This window comes from Nonomuraea sp. NPDC050451 (assembly GCF_044458585.1).
The window spans coordinates 190,373-214,744 of sequence record NZ_JBITHZ010000007.1 but is presented as its reverse complement, the minus strand read 5'-3'; the positions used below and the strand labels follow the sequence as shown (position 1 = coordinate 214,744).

General features: G+C 71.6%; 22 protein-coding genes. 6 read left to right on the top strand and 16 right to left on the bottom strand.

The window, feature by feature from the left end; all coding sequences use genetic code 11:
- The first annotated feature begins 18 nt into the window (after window positions 1-18).
- Complete coding sequence (locus ACIBI9_RS24015) at window positions 19-669, top strand: TetR/AcrR family transcriptional regulator (protein ID WP_397224393.1); 651 nt, start codon at window positions 19-21, stop codon at window positions 667-669.
- Complete coding sequence (locus ACIBI9_RS24010; RefSeq protein ID WP_397224392.1) at window positions 666-2,081, top strand: pyridoxal phosphate-dependent decarboxylase family protein; 1,416 nt, start codon at window positions 666-668, stop codon at window positions 2,079-2,081. Before ACIBI9_RS24015 ends, ACIBI9_RS24010 begins: the two co-directional genes overlap by 4 nt.
- Here ACIBI9_RS24010 and ACIBI9_RS24005 read toward each other — a convergent pair.
- The 11 genes from ACIBI9_RS24005 to ACIBI9_RS23955 all read right to left on the bottom strand — a co-directional run bounded on the left by ACIBI9_RS24005 (window position 2,074) and on the right by ACIBI9_RS23955 (window position 14,156).
- The gene (locus ACIBI9_RS24005) at window positions 2,074-3,252 is read right to left on the bottom strand and encodes an ABC transporter permease (protein WP_397224391.1); all 1,179 of its coding nucleotides are present in this window, start codon (window positions 3,250-3,252) and stop codon (window positions 2,074-2,076) included. The two genes, ACIBI9_RS24010 and ACIBI9_RS24005, sit on opposite strands and share 8 nt — an antisense overlap.
- On the bottom strand, window positions 3,249-3,926 hold the full coding sequence (locus ACIBI9_RS24000; RefSeq protein ID WP_397224390.1) for an ABC transporter ATP-binding protein: 678 nt from the start codon (window positions 3,924-3,926) through the stop codon (window positions 3,249-3,251). The genes ACIBI9_RS24005 and ACIBI9_RS24000 overlap by 4 nt, the downstream gene beginning before the upstream one ends.
- Window positions 3,919-5,628 (bottom strand): peptidoglycan-binding protein, encoded by a 1,710-nt coding sequence (locus ACIBI9_RS23995; protein ID WP_397224389.1) that lies wholly within the window; start codon window positions 5,626-5,628, stop codon window positions 3,919-3,921. Before ACIBI9_RS23995 ends, ACIBI9_RS24000 begins: the two co-directional genes overlap by 8 nt.
- A gap of 8 nt (window positions 5,629-5,636) precedes the next feature.
- Window positions 5,637-6,530: a hypothetical protein gene (locus ACIBI9_RS23990; protein ID WP_397224388.1), complete on the bottom strand. Its 894-nt coding sequence runs from the start codon at window positions 6,528-6,530 to the stop codon at window positions 5,637-5,639.
- Between the two features lie 28 nt (window positions 6,531-6,558).
- Window positions 6,559-7,458, bottom strand: a complete 900-nt coding sequence (locus ACIBI9_RS23985; RefSeq protein ID WP_397224387.1) for a hypothetical protein — start codon at window positions 7,456-7,458, stop codon at window positions 6,559-6,561.
- A 34-nt stretch (window positions 7,459-7,492) separates the two neighbouring features.
- Window positions 7,493-8,404, bottom strand: coding sequence for a hypothetical protein (locus ACIBI9_RS23980; RefSeq protein ID WP_397224386.1), 912 nt, complete (start codon window positions 8,402-8,404; stop codon window positions 7,493-7,495).
- A complete protein-coding gene (locus ACIBI9_RS23975) occupies window positions 8,401-8,721 on the bottom strand; it encodes a PadR family transcriptional regulator (RefSeq protein WP_394497772.1) in 321 nt (106 codons plus the stop codon). Before ACIBI9_RS23975 ends, ACIBI9_RS23980 begins: the two co-directional genes overlap by 4 nt.
- Window positions 8,722-8,800: 79 nt before the next feature.
- Window positions 8,801-11,311 carry a glycoside hydrolase family 9 protein gene (locus ACIBI9_RS23970; protein ID WP_397224385.1) on the bottom strand — a complete coding sequence of 837 codons (2,511 nt, stop codon included), beginning with the start codon at window positions 11,309-11,311 and terminating at the stop codon, window positions 8,801-8,803.
- A 97-nt stretch (window positions 11,312-11,408) separates the two neighbouring features.
- Complete coding sequence (locus ACIBI9_RS23965; protein ID WP_397224384.1) at window positions 11,409-11,999, bottom strand: GNAT family N-acetyltransferase; 591 nt, start codon at window positions 11,997-11,999, stop codon at window positions 11,409-11,411.
- 22 nt (window positions 12,000-12,021) lie between these two features.
- The gene (locus tag ACIBI9_RS23960; RefSeq protein ID WP_397224383.1) at window positions 12,022-13,497 is read right to left on the bottom strand and encodes an APC family permease; all 1,476 of its coding nucleotides are present in this window, start codon (window positions 13,495-13,497) and stop codon (window positions 12,022-12,024) included.
- 26 nt (window positions 13,498-13,523) lie between these two features.
- Window positions 13,524-14,156 (bottom strand): GPP34 family phosphoprotein, encoded by a 633-nt coding sequence (locus tag ACIBI9_RS23955; protein ID WP_397224382.1) that lies wholly within the window; start codon window positions 14,154-14,156, stop codon window positions 13,524-13,526.
- A gap of 263 nt (window positions 14,157-14,419) precedes the next feature.
- On the opposite strand from ACIBI9_RS23955, the gene ACIBI9_RS23950 reads away from it, so the two are divergent.
- On the top strand, window positions 14,420-15,214 hold the full coding sequence (locus ACIBI9_RS23950) for an N-acetylmuramoyl-L-alanine amidase (protein ID WP_397224381.1): 795 nt from the start codon (window positions 14,420-14,422) through the stop codon (window positions 15,212-15,214).
- Here ACIBI9_RS23950 and ACIBI9_RS23945 read toward each other — a convergent pair.
- The gene (locus tag ACIBI9_RS23945; protein WP_397224380.1) at window positions 15,195-15,854 is read right to left on the bottom strand and encodes a TetR/AcrR family transcriptional regulator; all 660 of its coding nucleotides are present in this window, start codon (window positions 15,852-15,854) and stop codon (window positions 15,195-15,197) included. The two genes, ACIBI9_RS23950 and ACIBI9_RS23945, sit on opposite strands and share 20 nt — an antisense overlap.
- Before the next feature lie 103 nt (window positions 15,855-15,957).
- On the opposite strand from ACIBI9_RS23945, the gene ACIBI9_RS23940 reads away from it, so the two are divergent.
- Window positions 15,958-17,058, top strand: a complete 1,101-nt coding sequence (locus ACIBI9_RS23940) for a serine hydrolase domain-containing protein (protein ID WP_397224379.1) — start codon at window positions 15,958-15,960, stop codon at window positions 17,056-17,058.
- Between the two features lie 17 nt (window positions 17,059-17,075).
- Here the strand turns inward: ACIBI9_RS23940 and ACIBI9_RS23935 are convergent, their stop codons facing one another.
- A complete protein-coding gene (locus ACIBI9_RS23935; protein ID WP_345000866.1) occupies window positions 17,076-17,261 on the bottom strand; it encodes a hypothetical protein in 186 nt (61 codons plus the stop codon).
- Between the two features lie 164 nt (window positions 17,262-17,425).
- Between ACIBI9_RS23935 and ACIBI9_RS23930 the strand changes: the two genes are divergently transcribed.
- Window positions 17,426-18,367 (top strand): NAD(P)H-dependent flavin oxidoreductase, encoded by a 942-nt coding sequence (locus tag ACIBI9_RS23930; protein ID WP_397224378.1) that lies wholly within the window; start codon window positions 17,426-17,428, stop codon window positions 18,365-18,367.
- A gap of 138 nt (window positions 18,368-18,505) precedes the next feature.
- The gene (locus ACIBI9_RS23925) at window positions 18,506-19,324 is read left to right on the top strand and encodes an SAM-dependent methyltransferase (protein WP_397224377.1); all 819 of its coding nucleotides are present in this window, start codon (window positions 18,506-18,508) and stop codon (window positions 19,322-19,324) included.
- Here the strand turns inward: ACIBI9_RS23925 and ACIBI9_RS23920 are convergent.
- The 3 genes from ACIBI9_RS23920 to ACIBI9_RS23910 all read right to left on the bottom strand — a co-directional run bounded on the left by ACIBI9_RS23920 (window position 19,314) and on the right by ACIBI9_RS23910 (window position 24,360).
- Window positions 19,314-19,886: a hypothetical protein gene (locus ACIBI9_RS23920; RefSeq protein ID WP_397224376.1), complete on the bottom strand. Its 573-nt coding sequence runs from the start codon at window positions 19,884-19,886 to the stop codon at window positions 19,314-19,316. The two genes, ACIBI9_RS23925 and ACIBI9_RS23920, sit on opposite strands and share 11 nt — an antisense overlap.
- A gap of 33 nt (window positions 19,887-19,919) precedes the next feature.
- Window positions 19,920-21,062 carry an FAD-dependent monooxygenase gene (locus tag ACIBI9_RS23915; protein WP_397224375.1) on the bottom strand — a complete coding sequence of 381 codons (1,143 nt, stop codon included), beginning with the start codon at window positions 21,060-21,062 and terminating at the stop codon, window positions 19,920-19,922.
- Between the two features lie 67 nt (window positions 21,063-21,129).
- Window positions 21,130-24,360 carry a BTAD domain-containing putative transcriptional regulator gene (locus ACIBI9_RS23910; protein WP_397224374.1) on the bottom strand — a complete coding sequence of 1,077 codons (3,231 nt, stop codon included), beginning with the start codon at window positions 24,358-24,360 and terminating at the stop codon, window positions 21,130-21,132.
- Between the last annotated feature and the right edge of the window lie 12 nt (window positions 24,361-24,372).

Here is a 24,372-nt window from a genome sequence, read left to right as displayed (position 1 = left end):
GGCACTACCTTCGGCCGCATGGACAGCGGACAGGTCAACCTGATCCTCAAGGTCGCGACGCAGCTGTTCGCCGCCCTCGGCTTCGACGGCACCTCCACGCGCCAGATCGCCGAGGCCGCGGGGATGAACATCGCCACCGTCAACTACCACGTCGGCGGCAAGCGCGAGCTGTATCTCGCCGTCATGGAGCGGGCGCACCGGGCGGAGAAGGCGGCCCTGGACCTGGCCCTCGCCCGGCTGCCCGGCGACGACCCCGTCGCGGCCATCCACCGGCTGCTGGACGACTACCTCGACTTCTGCGTGGACAACCCCGAGGTGCCCGCCCTGTGGATGCACCGCTGGCTCTCCGACGCCAGTGACATCACCGAACTGGAGCGCGAGTACGTGCAGCCCCTGGTGGCCTCGGTGACCGCCGCCGTCCGGCCCGCGGTCGAGAGCGGGCTGATCGACGAGAAGGTCGATCTCGAATACTCGATGTGGATGGTCATCTGGTCCGTGCACGGGTTCGCCAAGGGGGGCGTGCTGGACGCGGAGGGCCGCCGCAGGGCCGCCGGCGACCGGGCCGCCCTGCGCCGCTTCCGCTCCCATTTGCACCTGAGCGTCCATCGCACGCTCGGCCTCCCGGGCGAGCCCCGGACGAGGGCCCGCCCCACGAAGGAGTCCACGTGAACCCCGCAGGAAGGACGACCGAGGAGCTGCTGGCCGAGGTGGCCAGGCTGAGGTCGCACGACTTACCCGTGCGCGGCGGCCAGGTGACGGCGTACGTCTACGACACCGGCCGGGCCGAGGTCCACGAGGCGGCGGCGCGGGCCTACTTCGAGATGCTGGAAGTCAACTGCCTCGACCCGACCGCGTTCCCCAGCGTGGTCGAGATGGAGCGGCAGGTCGTCGGCGCGGTCGCGGACCTGCTCGGCGGCGGCCACGGCATCTTCACCAGCGGCGGCACCGAGTCGATCATGCTGGCGGTCAAGGCCGCCCGCGACGCCGCCCGCAAGCAGCGTCCGAACCTGGTGCTCGGGGTGAGCGCCCACCCCGCCTTCCACAAGGCGGCCCACTATCTCGGCGTCGAGGTCGTCGCCGTGCCGGTGGACCTGGAGACGTACAAGGTGCGGGCGCGGGACGTGGCCGACGCGATCGACGAGAACACGATCATGGTCGTCGCCTCCGCGCCCTCCTACCCCCAAGGGGTGATCGACCCCATCGAGGAGGTCGCCGCCGTGGCCACGGCGGCGGGAGTGCCGTGCCACGTGGACGCCTGCGTCGGCGGGTGGCTGCTGCCGTGGCTGCGCGAGGCGGGCGCGGCGGTCCCGCCGTTCGACCTGTCCGTGCCGGGCGTCACGTCGCTCTCGTGCGACCTGCACAAGTTCGGGTACGCCCCCAAGGGCGCCTCGGTCGTGCTCTTCGCCGATCCCGCGATGCGGCGCAAGGCGTACTTCGCCTCCGCCGCGTGGCCCGGCTACACGATCGTCAACGCGACCGTGCAGAGCTCCAGGTCGGCCGGGCCGCTCGGCGGCGCCTGGGCCACGCTGCGGGCGCTGGGCAGGGAGGGTTACCTGGAGCTGGGCCGGGACACCCTGGAGGCGACGGTCAAGCTGCGCGAGGGGCTCGCGCGGATCCCCGGGCTGCGGGTGCTCGGCGAGCCGGAGTCGTCGCTGGTGGCGTTCGCCGGAGACGGGATCGACGTGTTCGTACTGGCGGACGAGGCGCGGGAGCGGGGCTGGTTCCTTCAGCCGCAGCTCTCGTATGCCGGGATCCCGGCCAACCTGCACATCACGGTCACCGGAGTGACGCTGGCGGGGGTCGAGGCCATGCTGAAGGTGATCGCCGAGTCGGCCGAGGCCGCCCGGGAGCGGGGGCCCGTCGTGCTGCCCGAGGGGCTGGTCGAGCTGGTGGCGGTCACGGACCTGGAGGCGCTCGACGAGGCGGCCTTCACCGAACTGGCCTCCTCCGTGGGGGTGGACCTGCGGCCGGAGGCGGGGCAGCCGGAGATGGCGGTGGTCAACGCGATCCTGGACGCGCTGCCCGCGGCCGCCAGGGAGGCGGTGCTCATACGGTTCCTGTCGGCCGTCTACGCTATCTGAGCGCGTCCACCGGCTCCATCCTGGCCGCCCGCAGCGCCGGGTACAGCCCGGCCAGCAGGCCCACCACGGCCCCCGCCACCGGCGCCGCGACCGCGAGGCGCACGTCCAGCAGCGGCGTCCACTGCTTGGCGGCCGACACCGCGACGACCGTGACGACACCCAGGCTGGCGCCGATCACGCCGCCCGCGAGGCCGATCAGCGTCGACTCCAGCAGGAACTGGGCGGCGATGTGCCGCCTGGCCGCCCCGAGCGAGCGGCGCAGGCCGATCTCCGGCACGCGTTCCATCACGGTGACGAGCGTGACGTTCGCGATGCCGACCGCGCCGACCACGAGCGAGACCAGGCCGAGGATCAGGAAGAGCGCGTTCACGTCGTCCTGCGCCTGGTCACGCGCCCTGGTGGGGCTGGGCGGGGCGATCACCTGCAGCATGTCGCCGTTCCCCGGGCTGAGCGCGGTGGGCGCCTGCCGGGCCACCAGGTCCGCCGCGCCGAGGCTCGTGTTGACCAGTACCCTGGTGACGTCCCGCAGCCCGAACTGCCTGCCCACCGTGGGCGGCACGAACACGGCGGTGCTCAGGTTCCGCTCCCGGCGCAGGTCGCCCAGGATGCCGATGACCGTGTACGCGTGCTTGCCGATGAAGATGGCCGGCGCCCGGTCGAGGCGGCCGACGCCGAGCAGCTTGGCCGCCTGGTCGCCGATCACCGCCACCCGGTCGCGCCGCTCGATGTGCCCGAGGTCGTAGAACCTGCCCTGCACCATCCTGCCGCGCGCCGCCTCGGGCAGCCCGGTCGTCGCGGCCAGCACGGTCAACGACTGCGCGGTGACCCTGGTGGGGTCCACGATGTCGTTGGAGCGCACGGACAGGTTCGCGCTGTCGTCCGACTCGGCCACGGCGGCGACGGACTCGACGCCGCGCAACCTGGTCAGCCGGTCGATCGCGTCCCACTCCACGAGGGGCGTGTCCGGCGACTCCGGCACCTCCACCGTGATGGCCGTGGCCACCAGCGCGTCGAAGCGGCCGACGATCTGGTTGCCCGCGGTGGCGGCCACGCCGAGCGTGATGACCAGCGTGGTGATGCCGAGCACGGTCCCGAGCGTGGTGAGCGCCGAACGCACCGGCCGGGCGAGCATGCCGGCCACGGCCTCCCCGAGCAGGTCTCGGATGCTCATCGTTCCTCCACCAGGATGCCGTCGGTGATCCGCACGCGGCGCCCGGCCCGCTCGCTGACCTCCTGCTCGTGGGTGATGACCATGAGCGTCATCCCCTGCTCCCGCAGCTCGTCGAACAGGCCGAGCACCGATTCGGTGTTGCGGCTGTCGAGGTTGCCCGTGGGCTCGTCGCAAAGCAGCAGGGACGGCTCGCCCATGAGGGCCCTGGCGATGGCCGTGCGCTGGCGTTCGCCCCCGGACAGCCGGTCGGGCGCGAACCCGGTCCGGTGGCCGAGGCCGACCCGTTCCAACGCCGCCAGGGCCCGCTCCCGCCTGCCCTTACGTCCTTGCTTCCCGTAGATCTCGGCGAGCATGACGTTCTCGACCACGCTGCGGTGGGAGAGCAGGTGGAAGGACTGGAAGACGAAGCCGATCCGGTCGCCGCGCAACCTGGTCCTGGCCCCGTCGCGCAGGGTCGTGGTCTCCGTGCCGTCGAGCCGGTAGCTGCCCGAGCTGGGGCGGTCGAGCAGGCCGAGCACGTTGAGGAGGGTCGACTTGCCCGAGCCCGACGGGCCGACGATGGCCAGGTAGTCGCCCCTGTCCACCTGGAGCGTGACGCGGTCGAGCGCCCGGACCGGCGGTTCGGCGGGGAACTCCCTGCTGACCTCCGCCAGCGCGATCACCGGCTCAGGCACCGCTGACCACCACCCGGTCGCCCTCCTTGAGCGCGCCGGCGACCTGGACGTTCCCGTCGGCGGTCAGCCCCGTGCGCACCTCGACGTCCCTGGTCCTGTCCGTGGCGTACTCGACCCGCACCCGGGCCCTCCCGTCGGCCCCCGTGATCACGGCCGCCACCGGCACGACCAGCACCGGCTCCTTGGTGGCCCCCACCGTCACCCGCGCCGTCACGGCGGTCCCCGGCTTGAGCCCCTTCATCGAGGCGGGCGTGAGCAGGACGGGCTCCGACCCGTCCTTGGCCTCCTCGACGCCGGGCACCTTGGCCTGGTCGCCGACCGCGGTGAGGCTCGCCTTGTACGTCTTGCCCGTGTCGAGCTCGATGGCCGCCTCCATGCCCGTGCGCAGAAGTTCGGCCTCCGTCGCCTCCACCGACCCCGTCACCATGAACGCCGAGCTGGTCACCGTGGCGACCTCCTTCTCGACCTGCTGTCCCTGCTTCACCGAGACCTTGCGCACCCGGGCGGGCAGCTTCGGCAGGAACACCAGCTCGCCGGGCGGGATGGAGGTCCCGTACGTACGCGCGAACTCGGCCAGCATCCCCTTGGCCGCCGCCACGTCCTTCCCGGCGTTGGCCACCTTGAGCTTGGTCGGGGAGAGCTGCCTGGCCTGGCGCAGCGCCTGCTCGGCGGTGGCCTTGGCCTCCTTCGCGGTCCGCACGGCCTTGCGCAGCTCCACCAGGCTCTTCTCCCTGGCCTGCCGCGCCTCCTCCGCGACCCGCTCGCGCGCCTCCAGGGCCGCCGCCAGGTCGGCCTGGGCGTTCTGGACCCGCAGCTCCAGCAGGCTCGTGTCGGTGGAGGCCGTGGGCTGGGGGGTGGCGGTGGCGGCCGCCGTGGGCTGGCTCCTGGCCGCGGCCAGCGCCTGCTCGGCCTCCGCGAGCTTCTCCTGCGCCGCGCGCACGGCCGCCTCCGCCGCCGCCATCTTGGTCTCGTCCTCCGGCGTCACCAGCCGGGCCTCGGCCTCCTGGAGGGCGCGCTCCGCCGCCTTCAGGTCCGACTTGGCGTTGGCCAGCCTCATCTTGAGCGGCAGCACGTCGCGCCCCTGGTCCATCGCCTTCTTCTCGGTGGCGAGGGTCTCCTGGGCGGTCTGCGCGGCCTTGCGCAGCGTGTCGTACGTCTGCCGGTCGGTCAGCGTCGGCTGCTGCGCCTCATATCCCTTCTTCGTGTACATGCGGGTGACGGCGGCGATCGTGGCCCGGTCGAACACGCCGGAGACGGGACCGCCGTACCCCAGCCTGCGCAGCGCCCGCTGGAGCTGCTTGACGTCGTCCCCCTTGCTGCCGGGGGCGATCGTGCGGTGCATCGGCACGGACCCGCGCAGCGCGAACACCGGGCGGCCGTTGACCTCCATGAAGACCGCGCCCTCCTTGAGCCGGCCCTGGCGCGGCGACCGGGTGGCCCGCTGCTGCTCGGACGTGCCGCCGACGGCCCCGGCCAGGCTGACCGGCAGGGGCGAGCCGTACTCCAGCGTGCCGCTGACCACGACGGTGCTGACGAGCTTGCGGCGCTCGACGGCGGCGGTGACGAGCGAGGCTCGCGGGGCGGCGCGGCGGGCCGCCTCGTCGGCGGGGGAGCGGAGCCGGGAGCCCACGGCCCAGCCGGCGCCCGCGATGATCACTACTCCGGCGACGACGCCGGCGAGGAGCTTGCGCGGTGACCTCATGAGGGCGTTCACATGCCGAACTCGGCGCTGACCTGCCCCTGGACCGCCTGCTCCTTCGGCAGGAAGGCGGGGTAGAAGTCCTTGCCGCACTCCAGGTCGTCGAGCGCCGCCCTGATCTCCTTGGCCAGGTAGGGCCGGGCCTGCTCGGGGGTGAGCGTCGGCGCGTAGTACATCGGCACCTTGTCGTCCTTGGCGGGGGGAGCGGCGTCGGGCACGTCGTCCATCTGCTCGCGGCCCAGCTTGTCCTCCTTGCCGAGCCACGTCTTCTGCCCCAGCTCGGACATGGTGACCGGCGTGGTGTCGCCGACGGTGTAGCCCTTGCCCTTCAGGCAGGTGGCCATGGCGGCGGCCAGCTCGACCAGCTCGGGGTCGGTGTTCAGCTTGCCCTTGCGGGCCCGGACGGACGCCTTGAACTGCGCGTCGTAGAAGTCTTCGGTCGACTTCAGCTTCAGGCCGAGGACCTGGTTGGCCGCCGAGACCTGGCAGGCGTCCAACGCCTTCCGGTACGCCTGCATCTGCGTCTTGGAGAGCGCGTTCTGGATCTTCATGTTGGGGTTGGGTTCGCTGTCGGGGCTGGTTGGCGCGCTTCCCATCTCTTTGGGATAGACGTGCTGAGCGAAGACCCCGAAACCGTATTTCTCGCGAAATTTCCGCATCGCCTGGTAGTTGCCAGAAGCGCGTCTCTTGTCGTCCTCGGTCCCCGGCTTGTGCGGCGTCACGTACGCGACGTACTTGAAGCCCTTCTGCTTCATGCAGTCGGCCTTGGCCGCCTCGATCTGAACCTCCTTGCCCTCGGCGGTCGAACTGGGCGAGGGCGCGGCGCTCTCGGTGGCGCTTCCGCAGCCGGAGAGCGCGGCCAGCGCCAGCAGGGCGGTGGCGGTCACGGTGAGTCTGGTGAGCATGGCGAAGTCCGTCCTCCAGTCATGGGTGTCAGTAGGCGAACTGGGCCCTGACCTGCGCGTCGATCGCCGACTTGCGCGGCGTGTAGACCGGGTAGAAGTCCTTGCCGCACTCCAGGTCGTCGAGCGCGGCCTTGATCTCCCTGGCCAGGTACGGCTTGGCCTGCTCGGCGGTGAGCGACGGCATGTGGATCTGCTGGCCCTGGTCCTTCTTCGCCGGAGGCGCGACATCGGGCACGCTGTCGTCCTGCTCCCGGCCCACCTTGTCCTGCTCCTTGAAGAACACGTTCTCGCCGCGCTTCGCCAGAGCCGTCGGGGTGGTGTCAGTGACGGCGTAGCCCTTGCCCTTCAGGCAGGTGGCCATGGCGGTTGCCAGCTCCACCAGCTTGGGGTCGCTGTCGAGCGTGCCGGCGGTCGCGCGCTTCCTGGTCAGGGCTATCTGGTTGTAGTAGTCGAGGTTCGACTTCAGAGTCACGCCGAGAACCTGCTTGGCCACCGTGACCATGCAGGCGTCCTTGGCCTTGTGGTAGGCGCCCAGCTGAGCCTCGGAGAGCGACCCCTGGATCTTCATGTTCGGGTCCGCGGCGCCGCGTTCGATCTGGGCCTGCGGGGCGTCCATCTCCTTGGGATAGACGAACTCGGCGAAGACCCCGAAGCCGTATTTTTCGCGATATTTCTGCATGGCCTGGTAGTCGCCCGCGTCCCGGCGGCGGTCCTCGTCGCTCTGCGGCATCTCCGGCTTCACCCACGCGACGTACTTGAAGCCCTTCTGCTTCATGCAGTCGGCCTTGGCCGCTTCGAGCTGGTGCTTCTTGTCCTTGGCCGCCGCCGCCGCGCTGGGGGAGTGCGGGGCGGCGGTCTCTGCGACGCCCCCGCAGCCGCAGAGGACGGCCAGGGCGAGCAGCGCAGTAGGCAGCGTCTTCCTCGTCATGGCGGGAGACCATACTCCGTTTAACGAAGCATGGTCAATCCAGACAGTGCCGCCGCTTCCGGAACGGCACGGAGGCGGCCCCGAGGGCCAGCACGGCCAGCACGCCCCAGTAGGCCAGATGTTGCCTGGTCAGTTGATCGGCGTTCACGGTCAGCTCGACCGACCTCACCAGCAGGTAGATGCCCGACGCGAGCGCCCACCGGAGGTCGCGCGCCAGGTAGCAGCCCGCTATGGCCAGCCCGAACGCCGCCGCCTCCGCCGCGATCCGGCTCAGGCTGATCTGGAACATCGTGTCCTGCTCCATCCACTGCGGGCCCGCCCACGCGACGGCCAGCACGGCCGCCGGCCACCACCATGACCGGATCCGCGGCGCCTCCCGCCTTCTCGACATGAGCACCAGCAGCCCGAGCAGCACCACCGCGTACGCGAAGGCCACGGCGAAGGGGCTGCTGTCCGCGAACAGGGCACGGTCGGTGAGGACCGACGGGTACACCGGCATCAGCGTCAGCTCGAACGCCTGCCGGCCGCCCGCGACCGCGACCGCCTTCACGCCCGCGACGAGCGTGAGCAGGAAGGCCACCGGCAGCCGCCCGCGCAGGACGGCCAGCAGCGCGAGCGCCGACAGCAGCGTCCACAGCGGCACCGCGCCCGCGTAGGGGAGCAGCGCCGCCAGGTTCGCCGCCGCCACGGCCGTGATGCCCAGGTGCAGGCCGTCCTCCCACGCGCTGCCCGTCGCCAGGTGGACGATGCGGCTGCGCACGCCGCCCACCAGCAGGCCCCACGCCTCCCTGAGCGCCGGGACGTTCCTGCCGGGGTCGGCCGACTCCAGCAGGACGTCGACCAGCTCGTCGCCGTGCGCCGCGCGATACTGCCTCGGGTACGCCAGTAGCAGCCGGCGGTAGCGCCGTTCGAGGGACGTCATGGGCTGGGGCGCGGTAGCGGTCATGTGATGGGGCGCAGCACGAGGGAGGCGGCCTCCTGCATGCGCCTGGCCTCGGCCTCGACCAGCGACTGTCCCTCGTCGGTGATCCGGAAGTAGCGTCTGTTCCGGCCGTTGACCGTCTCCTCCCGGTCCACGGTGATCACGCCCCGCTCGTTCAGGCGCTCCAGGATGCCGTAGAGGGTGCCGACCGACGGCTGGACGCGGCCGCCCGACAGCTCTTTGATCGACTTGCTGATCGCGTGGCCGTGCAGCGGGCCGGCGCGTAGGGCGGCGAGCACGAAGAACATCGGCTCGCTGACTTCTGAGGTTCCCCTGGGCATGGCCCAGATTATTACGTTGAACGGAGCGTCCGCAACGCCCGGCGGCCCCTCGCTGAGAGGCCGCCGGGCGCGGGCGGGGTCACCCGCAGCGCTCGCCGTTCAGGTGGAAGACCTCAGGGGGCGGGTTGGGGCCCGAGGGGTTCGTGGCCACGAAGCCGAAGGTCACGGACCTGCCCGGCTTGATCTTGCCGGAGCTCCTGGCCGTCACCACCGAGCCGGACTGCGACAGCGCCGCGCCCCAGTCCTGCCGGACGCGCTGGCCGCCCAGGAAGGACCAGCGCAGGGCCCAGCCGTCCACGGTCTGCCTGCCGGTGTTCTCGATCACGATCTGGCCGGTGAACGTGCCCGAGCCGCGCGCCGTGTAGCGCACCCGGCAGTCGGACCGCCCGCTCTTGTCGGTCAGGAACGCGGAGACCCAGGCCAGCGGGGAGTTCCAGTTGATGGTCAGCTCGTTCGTCGCCCACGACTCGATGTCGTCGATGTAGCAGAACTGCGGCTTGCAGCCCTTCAGCAGCCGCTGCGCGAGCGGGTCCTGGATGCCGGAGTTCGGGCCGCCGGACAGCGTGCCGCGCGGCGGGTTGGGCAGCGCCGGGTCGAGCTGGTGGGCGTACCAGCGGCTGTGCTGGTTGTGCGAGGCGACCTCGCCGTAGCCGGTCACGTACGACTGGTTGAGCGCGTTGCGGCCGAGGATGTAGTCCATGCCCTCGCGCACGGCCGCCCGGTACTTCTCGTGGCCGGTCAGGTCGTACGCCGTGGCCAGGACGACCAGGTTGTTCAGCACCAGGTTGTTCGAGCCCCAGTCGAAGTCCGGCGGGTTGTACGGCAGCCCGTACGGGTGCGCCCGCTGGATCGCCAGATACTTCTCGGCCCCCTCGACCACGGACTGCCGCACCCGCGCCCGGTCGGGGAGGGCGTTGGGCACCGTCGCCAGGTCGAGGCGGCCGAGCTGGGCGGTGTTGCCCCAGTCGAAGCCGCGCTCACGCCAGATGTCGCCCGTGTGGTGCGGCGAGGCCAGCACGAAGTCCTTGAACTCCTTCTCGCCCGTCGTGATGAACAGCTCGGCCGCCGCCCAGTAGAACTCGTCGCTCACGTCGGCGTCGTTGTAGGCGCCGCCGCCGGTGCCGTCGTTCGGGTCGGCGTACCTGGCCGGGTCGGCCTTGGCCGCGGCCCACGCCCTGCGGGCGGCCTTGAGGTTCCTGGCCGCGAACGCCGGGTCGTACGGGGCGAACAGCCTGGCCGCCTGGGCCGCGGTCGCCGCGAGGTTGAGCGTGGCGGCCGTGGAGGTGGCGTGCAGCTCGCGCGGCTGCGGGTCCAGGTGCGGCAGCAGCGGCAGTCCCGTCCAGTTCCGGTCGTGGATCTTGTGGTGGGCCATGCCCGCGAACGGCTTGCCCTCCGGCACCTGCATGCTCAGCAGGAACTCCTGCTCCCAGCGGGCCTCGTCCAGGATGTCCGGTCTGCCGTTGCCGCTCTCCGGGATGGCGAGCTGGCCATCCTTGAAGGCCGCCCTGTCCCGCTCGTACGCGGCCATGAGCTGGTAGACCGAGATGCCGCCGTTGACGACGTACTTGCCGTGGTCGCCGGCGTCGTACCAGCCGCCCTTGACGTCGAGCGAGTAGTCGCAGACGCCGGGCTGGCAGGGGACGCTCACGTCGCCCTGGTTCGGCGCGACGCCGACGTGCCCGGCGGGCCGGCCGTAGCCGGGCCTGAGGCTGTCGAGGATCTCGATGCCGCTGCGCTGGGTGTAGTAGAACTTCAGCGCGTCCGTGGGGAGCTGGTCGTAGATGTCCGCGGCGATGTCGAACGGCCGGCTCGTCTCGCCGTCGGCCGTCAGCGTGTAGTCCTTGCCGGGCTTGCGGTAGGAGCCGAAATCGAGCGTGTGCACGTTCTGGCCGGAGCTGGCGTCCACGCCTCTGGGGGTGGTCCGGCCCTTGGCGACCGTCTGCTTGTCGGCGTTCTTGAGCTCCCAGTCCAGGGCCGTGGTCGCGGCGGTGACCACGGTGGCGTTCTTGGGGCCCTGGGGAAGATAGCCGACCATGTTCACGCGGACGCGCGGGCCCGTGTCCGGCTCGTACACCTCGGGCTCGGCGCCGCCTTTGAGCGACACGTTGTCCATGCAGAACCTCCATGGCTCGGCGCTGCCGCCCAGTTGGAAGACGACCTGGGAGTTGGGCAGCGACACGGGGGCGGTGAACGTGTAGGAGTAGTCGTTGCCCGAGACGCTCAGCTCCGGGTTCGCCGACAGGTACTGCGTCCACGGGTCCACCGGGAGCTGGATCAGCGCCTTGCCGACTTTGGCGGGGGTCGCCGAGGCGCTGAACCGGTACGCGTACGTGTCGCCCGCCACCAGCGGGATGTCGTTCTGGCCGATGATCACGTCCCACGGGTTGGCGGTGCCGCCGGGGATGTCGGCGCAGAGCCGGCCCGCGTCTATGGCGAGGGTGGTGTTGCCGGTGCTCCACCAGGGGGCGGTGCCGGCGTCGAAGGTGCCGTTGACGATCTGCTCGGGTCCCTCGTCCGCCAGTGCCGTCGCGGCGGGGGACAGGGCGACCATGGTGAGGAGGGCCAGTAAGGCGGCCCGGCTTCGGGTCATGGAGGTCCTTAGGGGGTGGGAGCGCTCCCAATCGGAGCCCTCCGATCCTCCTTTCCCGTCGCCGTCCCGTCAACGGCCTGCGGAAACTGTGAAACTTTCAGGGACGCCGCATCGGCCAGAACAGGGTCCCGTCCGGCAGCGCGAACGGCTCCCCTTGCAGGTAGCCGTGGCGCGCGTACAGGTCGCGGTTGCGCGGGTCGCTGGCCTCCAGGTACGCGGGCACGCCGCCCAGCCGGGCGTGGTGGTAGCGCAGCAGCGCCGAGCCGAGCCCCTCGTTCTGGCGGTCCGGGTGCACCGCCAGGAAGGCCAGATAGTGGTACGGCTCCGCCGGATGGTTCGCCTCGAACAGCTCGTCGAGCACGCGGAAGCGCTCGGCCCACTCGCCCGTGGTCTCGGTCAGGCGGCGGTCGTAGTCGGCCGGCTGGGGCAGCGGCGCGGTGCGCGGGAACCAGACCGCGACCGCGGGCCCGTCGTCGATGAGGTGGATCTCTCCGTGCTCGACGGCGTGGTCGACGAGGATCCGGAAGTTGGCGGTCATGACCCGGTGCCGTTCCCTGCGCTCCGGCACGAGGTAGTGCACCACCTTCAGCCCGGAGAAGGCGGTCGCGATGAGCTCCGCCACCCGCCCCGCGTCGTCCGCCGTCGCGTGACGGATGACCGGCCGCATCGCCCACGTCTGCTGTTTCATCGCCCAGGCTCCTCTCGTCTCGTCAAACGCCGTCCTGGGCGGTCGCGGCCTTGGCGCCCAACCCCACCAGGGAGTAAACGGCGGGCTGTCCGGCACGCAGGATGAACGCCCATATCACCCCGATTACCGCAGATACCCCGTAAACACCGGGCAGAATCCAGGTCAGCGGATCACCATCGGGTACGTTGAGCAGCGCGCCGAAGTTCGTCACCGCCAGCCACACCATCACGGCCAGCGCGATCGCGGCCGGCACCGGAGCGGCCACCCGCCGCGAGAACGTCTCCCCGCCCGGCTCCCTGGCGAAGAAGACGATCACCGCGACGGACGTCACGAAGATCAGCAGCAGCACTCCGAACCCGCCGAACGAGCCGCCGTAGAAGAACAGCTGCACCAGCGGGTCGAGCCCGAGCGCCGCGTAGACCAGGATGACCGCCAGCCCGAACACGCTCTGGGCGATCGAGCCCGCCTTGGGCGCTCCGCTGCGCGCCCTCGTCCGGCCGAAGACGGCCGGCAGCACCCGCTCCCGCCCGAGCGCGAAGAAGTAGCGGGCGGTGGTGTTGTGGAACGAGATCATCGCCGCGAACAGGCTGGTCACGAAGAGCACCCTGGCGATGTCCACCACGGCGTCGCCCAGGTGCGCCCCGGCCAGCTTGAAGATGGTGTCGGCCTGGTCGCGGTTCGCGACGGCCACGATGTTCGCGGGCCCGGTGGCGACCGTCATCGCCCACGATGACAGCGCGTACACGGCCGCGATGATCGCCACGGCCGAGTAGGTGGCCAGCGGGACCGTACGGCGCGGCTCCCGGCTCTCCTCCGAGAACACCACGGACGACTCGAACCCGACGAACCCCAACGTCGCGATCACCAGCAGCGCCCCCACTCCGGGCGCGAACAGCGCGCCCGGCGACAGCGTCTCCATCGAGAACCCGGCGGCCGCCGGATGGGCCAGATCCGCGAAGTCGAACAGCAGGATGACCGCCACCTCGGCGGTCAGCAGCACGGCCAGCAGGCGGCCGTTGACGTCCACCCGCATCAGGCCCAGGGCCGCGACCAGCGCCCACGCGACCAGGGAGACGAGCCACCAGGGCGGCGTGAGGCCCAGCCAGCGCTCCAGCAGCGGCGTGGCCGCCGTCCCGAACGCGCCGTACAGGCCCACCTGTAGCGCGTTGTACGCGATGAGCGCCACCCAGGCCGCCGCGATGCCCGCGGGCCGGCCCAGGCCGCGGCTGATGTAGGTGTAGAACGCGCCCGCGTTGGCCATGTGGCGGGCCATCGCCACGTACCCGACCGCGAAGACCGCCAGCACCACCCCGACCACCAGGAACGCGATGGGCAGCCCGGTGATCCCGGTGACCGCGTATGCGGTGGTGACCACGCCCGCGACGACGGTGAGCGGCGCCGCGGCGGAGAGCACGAAGTAGACGACCGAGGGCGCGCCGAGCCGGTCGGCGGCGAGCGCGCCGGCGACGGGGTCGGGCCCGGACTTCACGGGACGCATCGGGTTCCTCCGGGGGGTGGGGGTGTTCAGGTGCGGTAGGTCAGTACGGCGTCGCCGACGGCGGCACTCACGTGGCGGCTCAGGTCGCGCAGCGGCTCGGGCATCGTGGCGAGCAGTGTGGTCAGGTACCGGCGGGCCACCCGCCGGTCGGCCGGATCGTCAAGCACGGTCTCCGTCATGTCGCACGCATCCACCAGCGTGGCCAGCGCCATGTCCTGCGGCGACAGCGGCCAGTGCCGGACCAGCGCCAGCCGCAGCCGGGTCGCGGGCCACATGGCCTTGCTGAAGTCGGCGGAGAAGAACCGGGGCGGCCTGCGCCTGAGCAGTTTGGGGGCCTCGCGCTCCAGCAGCCCGGCGGCGACCAACCGCCCGCCCACGTCCTCGACCGAGCGCTGCGCAAAATACGCCAGCCACGTGCGCACGTCGGTGTGGTGCGGCGAATCCCCGATATCGGCCAGCACCTGATTGGCCACCTTCTCCGTGACGTCCTCGGAGTCGATCACGTCGAGCCGCACGCCGCGCACGGCGACCCTCTGGTGCAGCACGAGTTCCCCGATCAGGGCCCCCGCCAGGCCGAGAGCGACACCCTGCACGTGGAGGCGGGGTCTGCCCGAGCCGGTCGTGTCCCATGAGACGAGGAAGAAATCATCGGCAAGCACCTTGAATCGGTCCGCTCACTATCGCCTTAAAAGGACGACCCGCTTTCGGCCGGCAGCGTATGGCCGCCAGCGGAAATGTCTACCAAGAACGTCATCGCCCGGGTAGACCCATTTATCCCCAAGTCCGGAAAATGATGATTTATGGTTAAAGTGCCGAATAAAAAATGAGGAATTCTCGGATGGCGGGAAGCCGCGCCGCGACACGAAGACGCAGGTCAGGCGGGTCTTGGGTTTGCCGCGCGGCAGCCGGTACGGTCGGGATCATGTGCGCGTACCGGACCGGATTCGTGGCGGTCGTCACGCTGGCCGCGCTGACCACGGCGTGCGGCGCCGCCGTGCCCGTTTCGCAGGAGGCGGCGCTGCCCGCGGCGCCGTCCGCCAGCCAGAAGCCGGGCGGAGGCGCGCTCGCGGGCAAGATCGTGGTGATCGACCCCGGCCACAACGGCGGCAACGCCGCGCACCCCGAGGAGATCAACCGGCAGGTCGACATCATCACCGGCAGGAAGCCCTGCAACACGACCGGCACGCAGACCAACGCCGGATTCCCGGAGCACGCCTTCACCTGGGACGTCGCCGACCGGCTCAAGCCGATCCTGGAGAAGATGGGCGCCAAGGTCGTGCTCACCAGGCCCGACGACAAGGGCGTCGGCCCGTGCGTCACCGAGCGGGCCGCCATCGGCAACGAGGCCAGGGCGGACGCGGTCCTGTCGATCCACGGCGACGGCGCCACGCCGAGCGGGCACGGCTTCCACGTGATCATGCCGGGGCTGGTCTCCGGGCACAACGACCAGATCATCAAGCCGTCCCGGCGGCTTGGGGTGGACATCAGGAACGCCTACCGGGACGGCACGGGCCTGCCGTACGCCGACTACACCGGCGTGGACGGGCTGCAGACCCGCACCGACCTGGGCGGGCTCAACCTCTCCGTGCGTCCCGCGGTGTTCATCGAGTGCGGCAACATGCGCAACCGCGGCGACGCGGCCAAGATGTCCGACCCCGGCTTCCGCGAGCGCATGGCCGTCGCCCTGGCCGCCGGGCTCAGGAAATATCTGACCTAGCCCTGTCGGTCGGGGAGGCCCCGTACGCGCGCAGGAACGCGGCGACGGCGGCCTCGGAGAGCCGTTCGAGGTCGGCCTCGGTGTAGTGGTCGCCGCCGCCCCAGAACATCACCTTGTTCACCGGGATCCACAGCAGCAGGCCCACGAAGTGCTGGGCGGTCAGCTCGGGGTCGTCCACGCGGAGCAGGCCGCGGCCGGCGAGGCGTTCGAAGGCGGCGGCCAGGGTCTCCAGCGAGCGCTCGAAGCCCTGCTGGTACCAGGTGCGGCCGAGGTCGGGGAAGCGGTCGGCCTCGGCGATCACCAGCCGGCGCAGGCGGAGCACGTCGGGCCGCATGAGCGCGCCGAGGAACTGCCGGGCCAGCTCGCCCAGGTCCTTGGCCAGGTCCTCGCTGTCGTCGAGCGCCGCGGTGATGAGCTTGGCCAGCCCCTCGACCTGGGTCGTCGTGTCGAGGATGATGCTCGTGAACAGCTGTTCCTTGTCGGTGAAGTGCTTGTAGACGGTCTGCTTCGAGACCGCCGCCAGCGCCGCCACCTCGTCCATGCTCGCGCCCACGTAGCCGTTGCGCAGGAACACCGGCCGGGCCGCCTCCATGATCTGCCTGCGCTTGCGTGCCGTGCGGCCGTCCTCTTCCGGTGCCATGCCCATCCCTTCGCCCTTCGACGAAAACACAGTACTGGACAGTTCCGTACTGATGTGAGTACCGTACCGTCTAGTTCCAGCGATGAAAAGGACAAAGCACGTCATGAGTGATCTTCAGCAGCAGGTGCAGGAAACCGCCGACAGGCTCGTCGAGTCAGGCGAGGAGCGCGGGCTCCAGGTGGCCGTCTATCGGTACGGCGTCCAGGTCGTGGATGTGGTGGCAGGCGTGGCCGACCCCGCGACCGGGCGGCCCGTCACGGCTGACACGCCCTTCTACAACTTCTCGATCGGCAAGGGCGCCACCGCGACCGTCGCCCACGTGCTGGCCGAGCGGGGCCTGTTCGGTTACGACACTCCGGTCGTGGAGCTGTGGCCGGAGTTCGGGCGGCACGGCAAGCAGGGTGTGACCGTGCGCCACGTTCTGTCGCACACGGCCGGCGTGCCGGGCGTGCCGCTCGACACCACCCCGGAGGACGTCTGCGACTGGGACAAGATGGTCGCCGCGCTGGAGGACGCCGAGCTGTGGTGGGAGCCGGGCACGAAGGTGGGCTACCACGCGTACACGTTCGGGTTCCTGGTCGGCGAGATCGTCCGGCGGGTCACCGGCAAGCCCATCTCGCAGGTGCTGCTGGAGGACGTGGCGGGCCCGCTGGGCGTGGCCGACGAGCTCTACTTCGGGATGCCGGAGACGGAGCACCACCGGCTGGCCAGGCTGGAGGACGCGCCGGTGGACCCGGCGGCGTGGGGCGAGATGCCGGCGGACCTCCCGATGTTCAAGGCGGGGCCGATGTCGCTGATGCCGAACGCCGAGCTGGGCAACCGCGCCGACTACCTGTCCTCCGACATCCCCGCGGGCGGCAAGACCTCGGCCCGGGCCATCGCGCGGATGTACGCCGCGCTGCTCGGCGAGGTGGACGGGACGCGGCTGATCTCGCCCGACCGGCTGCGCGAGGCGACGGCGGTGGCCTCCAGCGGGATCGACGAGGTGTTCGGCATGCCGTCGTCCTGGGGGCTCGGGTACGGCATCGGCGGCCCCGGCTCGACCGCCGAGGCGAGCCCGACCGTGTTCGGGGTGCCGGGCGCGGGCGGCAGCGCGGCCTGGGCCGACACGGCGACCGGCACCGCGTTCGCGCTCACCAAGAACCGCCTCACCAACGACTTCGCGGCCGCGAGCCTGATCGGCGGCATCGTGACCGGTGCCTAGAGTGTCCGGCCCGCCGGTCAGCCGTCGCGGCAGAGGGGCTTGCCCCCGACCACGCAGGCGATGTCGTCGAGCTGGCAGCTGAGCAGGGTGCCGTCCATGCCCAGCACGAGCACGAGGTCGCGCCTGGACGGATGAGCCAGCATGACCCTGCCGACCACGCCATTATCCAAGATCACGGTCGGGCGGCCTGCCGCGTTGTCCATGGCCCTCGTGACTCCTCTCCGCTGCGGAACGAAAGCCGTTCCCCACCAGGATGCACAGGTGTGTGCCGTGAGCGCATCGGTCATCCGGCTGTATTTCCGGTCCAGTGGTCGGGAAGGCCATGGAAGACTGGCCCCAACAGGGGTTTTCTAGGGGGGGAATGACCTTGCGCACATGGCTTACCGAACGGTTCGGCCTGGCGGTGCCGGTGGTGGGGGCGCCGATGGCGGGGGTCGGTGCGGGCCGGCTGGCCGCCGCCGTCTCCGAGGCGGGCGCGCTCGGCATGATCGGGGTCGCCGCCGCGGCCACGGGGGAGTGGATCACCAAGGAGGCCGCCGTCGCGGGCGGCGGTCCGTACGGGATCGGGCTCATGGCCTGGGCGCTGACCGGCAACCCCGCCCAGTTCGACGCCGTGCTCGAGCTCCGGCCCACGATCGTCTCCGTGAGCTTCGGGCCGTATGCGCGTTATGTGGAGGAGCTGCGGCAGGCGGGCATCACGGTCGTCACCCAGGCGGGCACGACCGACGAGGCCCGCGCCGCCGAGCAGGCCGGGGTGGACGCGGTCGTGGCGCGCGGGGCCGAGGCGGGCGGCCACGGGCGCGACGCGGTGGCCACGCTGCCGCTGCTGCAGAGCGTGCTCGACGCGGTGAGCGTCCCGGTGCTCGCGGCGGGCGGCATCTCGACCGGGCGCGGGCTCGCCGCCGTGCTGGCCGCCGGCGCCGCCGGGGCCTGGGTGGGCACGGCCTTCATGGGGTGCGCGGAGACGGCCCTCTCGGAGACGGCCACGGAGCGCTTGCTGGCGGCCGAGGAGACGGGCACCGCGTACGGGCGGGTCTTCGACATCGCCCAGCGCCTGGACTGGCCGCCCGAGTACGGCGGGCGGGCGCTGCGCAACGCGTTCTTCGACCGGTGGGCCGGGCGGGAGGACGAACTGGCCGTGGACGACGACGCCCCGGCCCGGCAGGCGGCGGCGCGGGCCGAAGGGGACTTCGACACCGCCTGCATCTACGCGGGGCAGGCCGTGGGGATGGTGCGCGAGCGGCGCACGGCGGCCGACGTGGTCGCCGGCTTCGCCGCCGCCGAGGAGCTCCTGGCCCGTTTCTCCTGATCGGCGGGCAGACGAGAACCTGTTCTGTTCGGTCTGCCGGTACGGCCGAAGGGGGCCTGCTCAATCTTCCCTATGACGTGCGGTACTGCCGAGTAGTATGGCGTTCGGAGTCGCACGCGTGGAAGGAGACGGCCCCCAGTGACCGAGCTAGAACGCGTTCCGCCCGGAGTGGACCCGACGGTTCCCAGCTCCGCCCGGGTGTACGACTATCTGCTCGGCGGCAAGGACCACGTCGCGGTCGATCGGGCGGTGGCGGAAAAGCTCCTCGCGGTCGCCCCGGACACCCGTCTGGTGGCCAGGGCCAACCGTAAGTTTCAGGTCGAGGCCGTCCGCCATCTGGCGAAGCAGGGCCTGCGGCAGTTCATCGACCTGGGCACCGGCATCCCGACCTCGCCCAGCATCCACGAGACCGTCCGCTCGGTGAACCCTGCCTGCCGGGTGGTCTATGTGGACTACGACCCCGTGGTGCGCCTGCACGCGCAGGTGCTGCTCGCCGACTCGCCGGGCATCGCCAGCATCCAGGCCGACCTGCGCCGCCCCGACGACGTGCTCTCCGACCCCAGCGTCACCGGCCTGATCGACTTCGAGCAGCCGGTGTGCGTGCTGATGGTCGGGGTGCTGCACTACGTGATGGACGAGGAGGACCCCGGCGGCATCGTGGCCGCTTTCAGGAAGCGCATGGTGTCGGGCAGCTACCTGGTGGTCACCCACGCGATGGCGGAGAGCGCCCCCGAGGCGATCGCCCAGCTCACGATGGCGACGGCCGGCACCCCCGCGCAGGCGCGGTTCCGGACGCGGGAGGAGGTGCTGGGGCTGTTCGACGGGTTCGAGCTGATCGGGCCGGGCCTGGTGCCCGTCCAGGACTGGCACATCGGCGAGGACGAGCTTCACATCCCCCTTCTCGACGGCACCCCGCAGCTGCGCATCGAGGGCGGGGTCGGCCTGCTCAGAGCTTGATCCCCTTGATGATCTTCGACAGCTCGGGGACGAGGGGCGTGCTGGCCATCACGGTGACGACGACTCCCTTGCGCTCGACCCAGCCCGCGTACCGGCCGTGGCCGAGCGCGCCGTCGCCCTCCTGGGTGAGCACCTGACGGCCGCCGATCTTCACGGTCTCGGTGTCGCCGGAGAACGTCCCCATGTCGAACGGCCCGTTCTTGAGCTGCGCCAGCTTGCTCGCCTTCGGCCAGCACACGACCCTGACCCAGAGCGAGCGCTGCTTGGGGTCCACGTCGGGGCGGTCGTCGCCCCACTGGTAGCCGTACTCGGTGATGCCGTCGTGCTTGTTGACGACGACCCCGCCGTACGTGAAGCCCTTCGGGATGTGGTTGACGCGAACTCCCTTGATGGCGGTGGCGCCCCTGGCCGGCTTGTCGACCTTGGTGTCGGACGACCGCTTCTCCTCCGCCTTGGTCGGGACGGGGCAGGCGGGGCGCTCCGCGGCCTGAGCGGGGAGGGCGATCAGGGCCGCGGCGACGGGCAGCACGGACAGGGCGGCAAGCTTGTGAATCTTGTTCATGTGTGGGTTGGATGCGACAGATGTGAGAAAGGTTCAGTACTCCTTCAGCGCGATGTCGTTCGCGAACTTGTCGGTCATCTTCATCATCCAACCGAACAGGAAGCTGTTCTTGAACATCCAGTTCCGCATCCGGATCCCCCTCGGGGTGCGAGGAGCGAGGAAGGGGCCCGCGCTGCCCTTCTTGGAGACCTTGGCGTATCCGCGCATCTGCTCCTCGTACTGCGCGAAGGCCACGCGGTGATCGCCGCCGGCCCGCTTGAGCTCGCCCGCGAGCACGTACGCGCCGACCACGGCCAGGCCCGAGCCGAAGCCGGCCAGGGTGTTGCCGTACGCGGCGTCGCCGAGCAGCACCACGCGGCCCTTGCTGTAGCGGTCGATGGAGGTCTGGCTGATGGCGTCGAGATAGACGTCATGGGAGCGGCGCACCGCCTCCATGAGCGCCGGGCCCTGCCAGCCCATGCCCGCGTAGGCGCGGGTCAGCAGGTCCTTCTGCTGCCGCATGTCGTACCGGTCGTAGTCGAGGCGCTCGGAGGCGAAGACGAAGAACGCGGGCGCCTTCGGCCCGCCGACGGCGGCCATCCTGCCGGGCTCGTTGTACATCTTCGAGACCGTGCCGAAGTCACCCTCGACGTCGACCAGGGCGTAGTAGTAGCCGAGGTGCTTCACGTAGTCGGACTCGGGGCCGAAGGTGAGGCGGCGGACGTTGGAGTGGATGCCGTCCGCCCCCACCACCAGGTCGAACGTGCGGGGGGCGGAGCGTTCGAAGGTGACGTGCACGCCACCGGGGGTCTCGGTGAGCGAGGTGATCGAGTCGCCGAAGACGTACTCGCAGCTCGCGGCGGTCCGCTCGTAGAAGACCCTGGACAGGTCGCCGCGCTTGATCTCGATCTCGCCGCCGGTGAACTCGCCGGGGATGACCGCCAGCTTGCGGCCGTCCGCGTCGACGATCACCTGGTCGGCGCCGCCGGTCTGGAGCGCCTCGATGTCCTTGAGCACCCCCATGCGGGTCAGGACGGTGCGGTGGGTATGACTCTTGAAGTCGACGGCCTGGCCGCCGGGGCGCAGCGACGGGGCCTTCTCGACGACGGTGAGGTTGAAGCCGTAGCGGGACAGCAGGAGGGCGAGGGCGGGGCCGCCGATGCTGGCGCCGGAGATGAGGACGTTGGTGTTCTTCATGTCCGTCAGCTTCGCGAGCGCCGCTGACAGCGGGGCGACTGTCGGCTGACAGCCGGGGCGGGCTCCGTCAGCGGCCTGCGCCCGTGGTCGCGATCAGGGTGGCGAGCGCGTCGTCCCTGCTCATCGCCGCCCCCTTGGAGTACGCCACCGCGAATCCCGCGGGCCCGAGTACCTCCGTGGCGGCGGCGGCGATCCTGGCGACGTCCCGGTCCCCGGCGACGGCCATGCCGCGCAGCGCCACCCCCACGCCCAGCAGCGCCGCCGCCCGCTCCGCCGGCTCTCGGTCCACCGCCGTCGCCCCGTCCGGGTGCCGGCCCGCCGGGTCCTCCGCGGCGTCCAGACGTCGGTCCGCCGGGCTTTCCGTGCCGTCCAGCAGGCACTGGCCCGCCAGGCCTTCGGCGGCGTCGGCGAGGTCGATGGTCAGCGGCGACTTCAGCGTCATCGCCAGCGCCTCCGCGTGCCGGCGCGCGGCCTCGGCGGCGTCGCCGGTCGCCTCGGCCAGGCGGCCGAGCGCCGTCAGCACGTGCGACCTGGCCGCGTGGGCCTGGAACAGGCCGGCCTCGGAGGCGGCGAACGCGGCCTCCAGCCGGCGGGACGCCTCAGCCAGGTCACCCTCCAGGCGGGCCATCTCGCCCAGCCGCAGATTCACCCACGCCGTCAGCTCCGGCCGCCCGAGCCGGCGCGCCAGATCCCCGGCCCGCTCGCAGTCGGCGCGGGCGGCCCGGGCGTCCCCGGCCCGCCAGTGTGCCTCGGCGCGCCGGTGCAGGACGTCCGCCAGTTCCTCCATCGCCCCGAGCTCTTCGAGCAGGGCGACCGCCTCCTGCCACAGCTCCATGGCGCGTCCCCACTCGCCGCGCCAGCTCGCGATCAGCCCGAGCCAGTCGAGCCCCTGCACCTTCCCCCAGCGCTCGCCCAAGGCGCCGAACTCCGCGAGCATCCACTCCAGTTCCCGCTCCGCGTCGGCGACGCGGCCGCGCAGCAGCGCCAGCAGCGCGCTGCTGAGCTGTTCGAGTGCCTTGCTCCACGGATCGGACCCGATCACGTGTACGGCCATCGTCTCCCCGGGCGCGGGCGGTCCCGCGAGCATCCCCCACAGGGCCGGGCCGAACCGGGACCGCATCGGCCGGTCGAACGAGCCGATGACCGTCCGGGCCTGCTTCCAGTGCGGGGACTCGGCGTCGGGTACGGCGTGCAGCACCACCAGCACGTACTCCTCCCCCAGGTCGGGGCCGATGGCGTCGAGGAGCCGCACGGCATGCCGGGTCGCCTCGCCCCGTCGCCCGCTGAGCCACCAGTACATGGCCAGCGCCGCCACCAGCCGCGCCGCCGTCGGCGGGTCGTGCTCGACGCTCCACCGCAGCGCCGCCTGCAGGTTCGCGTTGTCGGCCGAGAGCAGGGCCAGCCACTGGAGCTGTTCGGCGCTGTAGAGGTGGCCGTCGGCGCGGCGCGCGAACTCCAGGAACCAGGCGGCGTGGGCCGCCCTCAGCCGGTCCTCCTCGCCCGTCTCCGCCAGCCGCTCCGCGCAGAACAGGCGGATGGTGTCGAGCATGTGGTAGCGCTCGCCGTCGGTCTCGACCAGCGACTTGTCCACCAGGTCGGCCAGCAGGTCGGCGCTGTCCGCGCCGCACACCCGTTCCACCGCCTCCAGGCTCGCGCCCCCGGCGAACACGGAGAACTGCCTGGCCAGCGCCTGCTCCTCGGCGCCGAGCAGGCTCCAGCTCCACTCCACGACCGCGTGCAGCGTCCGGTGGCGCGTGGGGGCGGTACGGTCGCCCCGGGACAGCAGCCGGAACCTGTCGTGCTCGGCCAGCCGGGTCGCGATCTCTTCCACGCCGAACGTACGCATCCGGGCCGCCGCCAGCTCGATGGCCAGCGGCAGGCAGTCCAGCGCCGCGCAGATCCGCACGACGGCGTCCAGGTTGCCCGGCCCGACCGCGAACCCCTGCCGCACGGCCGCGGCCCGTTCGGCGAACAGCTTGACGGCCGGGTCGGTGGGCAGGGGTGCCAGCGGGACCAGGTGCTCGCCGGTGAGGCCCAGCGGCTCCCGGCTCGTGGCCATGATCGTCAGGCCGGGGGCGGTGGCGAGGAGGCGGCGGGCCAGCGTGGCGACCTCGGAGAGCACGTGCTCGCAGTTGTCCAGGACGAGAAGGAGGTCCTGCTCGGCCAGCGCCGCCACCAGGCGTTCGGTGGGGTCGGGAAGCCCGCGCAGCGCCGACTCGCGCAACCCGAGCGCCGCCAGCACCGTCCCCGCCACCTGCCCGCCCCCCTCCACCAGCGACAGGTCCACGAAGCACGCCTCCCGGGCGCGCTGCGCCGCCACCTCGTCGCCGGTGGCCGCCCCCAGGGGTTCGTCGGTGGTGCCGGTCTTCGGGTGGAGGAGTTGGGTGGCGGTCTCCGGGTGGAGGAGGCGGGTGGCGGCTTCGATGGCCAGGCGGGTCTTGCCGATGCCGCCCGGGCCGACGAGCGTCACCAGGCGGACGCCGCGCAGGGCGGCCAGCCGCGCGAGCTCCTCCTCCCGCCCGACGAGCCGGTTCAGCTGGGCCGGGGGCGTGACCCGCCGGACCTGGTGCCGTTCGGCCCGCAGGATCGCCAGGTGCAGGGCCGCCAGCTCGGGTGAGGGGTCGGTGCCGAGCTCGTCGGCGAGCAGGCGGCGCGTCTCGTCGAAGACCGTCAGCGCCTCGGCCGGCCGCCCCGCCGCCTCCAGCGCGCGCATCAGCAGCCCGCGCGGTCGCTCGCGCAGCGGATGCGCGGACACCAGGTCCTGCAGCGCGGCCACCGGGCTGCCCTCGGGCAGGCCCAGCTCGGCCTCCATCAGGTCCTCCATGGCTGACAGGCGGAGCTCCTCCAGCCGGAGTGCCTGCGGCCCGGCGAACGGCGCGTCGGCCACGTCCGCGAGCGCCGGTCCCCGCCACAGCTCCAGGGCCTCCCTGAGCGAGGAGGCGGCTCCCGGGAAACGACCGCCCGCCAGCAGCCGGCGTCCCTCGCGGGACAGCCGCTCGAACCGGTGCGCGTCCACGTCGTCCGGCGAGACCGCCAGCCGGTATCCCGCCCCGTGGAACTCGATCAGGCCGGCCGGCAGGCTCCGCCTGAGCCGGGAGATCTGCGCCTGGATGGCGTTGGCGGCCTCCGCGGGCGGGCGGTCGCCGTACTGGCCGTCGATGAGCCTCTCGACGCTCACCATCCGGCCGGCGTCGAGCAGCAGCAGCGCGAGCAGGGCACGCGGGCGCGGACCCCCGATCGCCAGGGTGTCGCCACTGGGAGAGTGCACCAGGAGCGGGCCCAGGATGCCGAATTGCACGCCCCGATTGTC

Coding starts and splice junctions, on each gene's coding strand:
- ACIBI9_RS24015 (WP_397224393.1), top strand. CDS start 19: ATGGACAGCGGACAGGTCAACCTGATCCTCAAGGTCGCGACGCAGCTG.
- ACIBI9_RS24005 (WP_397224391.1), bottom strand. CDS start 3,252: ATGAGCATCCGAGACCTGCTCGGGGAGGCCGTGGCCGGCATGCTCGCC.
- ACIBI9_RS23995 (WP_397224389.1), bottom strand. CDS start 5,628: ATGAGGTCACCGCGCAAGCTCCTCGCCGGCGTCGTCGCCGGAGTAGTG.
- ACIBI9_RS23990 (WP_397224388.1), bottom strand. CDS start 6,530: ATGCTCACCAGACTCACCGTGACCGCCACCGCCCTGCTGGCGCTGGCC.
- ACIBI9_RS23985 (WP_397224387.1), bottom strand. CDS start 7,458: ATGACGAGGAAGACGCTGCCTACTGCGCTGCTCGCCCTGGCCGTCCTC.
- ACIBI9_RS23980 (WP_397224386.1), bottom strand. CDS start 8,404: ATGACCGCTACCGCGCCCCAGCCCATGACGTCCCTCGAACGGCGCTAC.
- ACIBI9_RS23975 (WP_394497772.1), bottom strand. CDS start 8,721: ATGCCCAGGGGAACCTCAGAAGTCAGCGAGCCGATGTTCTTCGTGCTC.
- ACIBI9_RS23970 (WP_397224385.1), bottom strand. CDS start 11,311: ATGACCCGAAGCCGGGCCGCCTTACTGGCCCTCCTCACCATGGTCGCC.
- ACIBI9_RS23965 (WP_397224384.1), bottom strand. CDS start 11,999: ATGAAACAGCAGACGTGGGCGATGCGGCCGGTCATCCGTCACGCGACG.
- ACIBI9_RS23960 (WP_397224383.1), bottom strand. CDS start 13,497: ATGCGTCCCGTGAAGTCCGGGCCCGACCCCGTCGCCGGCGCGCTCGCC.
- ACIBI9_RS23950 (WP_397224381.1), top strand. CDS start 14,420: ATGTGCGCGTACCGGACCGGATTCGTGGCGGTCGTCACGCTGGCCGCG.
- ACIBI9_RS23945 (WP_397224380.1), bottom strand. CDS start 15,854: ATGGCACCGGAAGAGGACGGCCGCACGGCACGCAAGCGCAGGCAGATC.
- ACIBI9_RS23940 (WP_397224379.1), top strand. CDS start 15,958: ATGAGTGATCTTCAGCAGCAGGTGCAGGAAACCGCCGACAGGCTCGTC.
- ACIBI9_RS23935 (WP_345000866.1), bottom strand. CDS start 17,261: ATGGACAACGCGGCAGGCCGCCCGACCGTGATCTTGGATAATGGCGTG.
- ACIBI9_RS23920 (WP_397224376.1), bottom strand. CDS start 19,886: ATGAACAAGATTCACAAGCTTGCCGCCCTGTCCGTGCTGCCCGTCGCC.
- ACIBI9_RS23915 (WP_397224375.1), bottom strand. CDS start 21,062: ATGAAGAACACCAACGTCCTCATCTCCGGCGCCAGCATCGGCGGCCCC.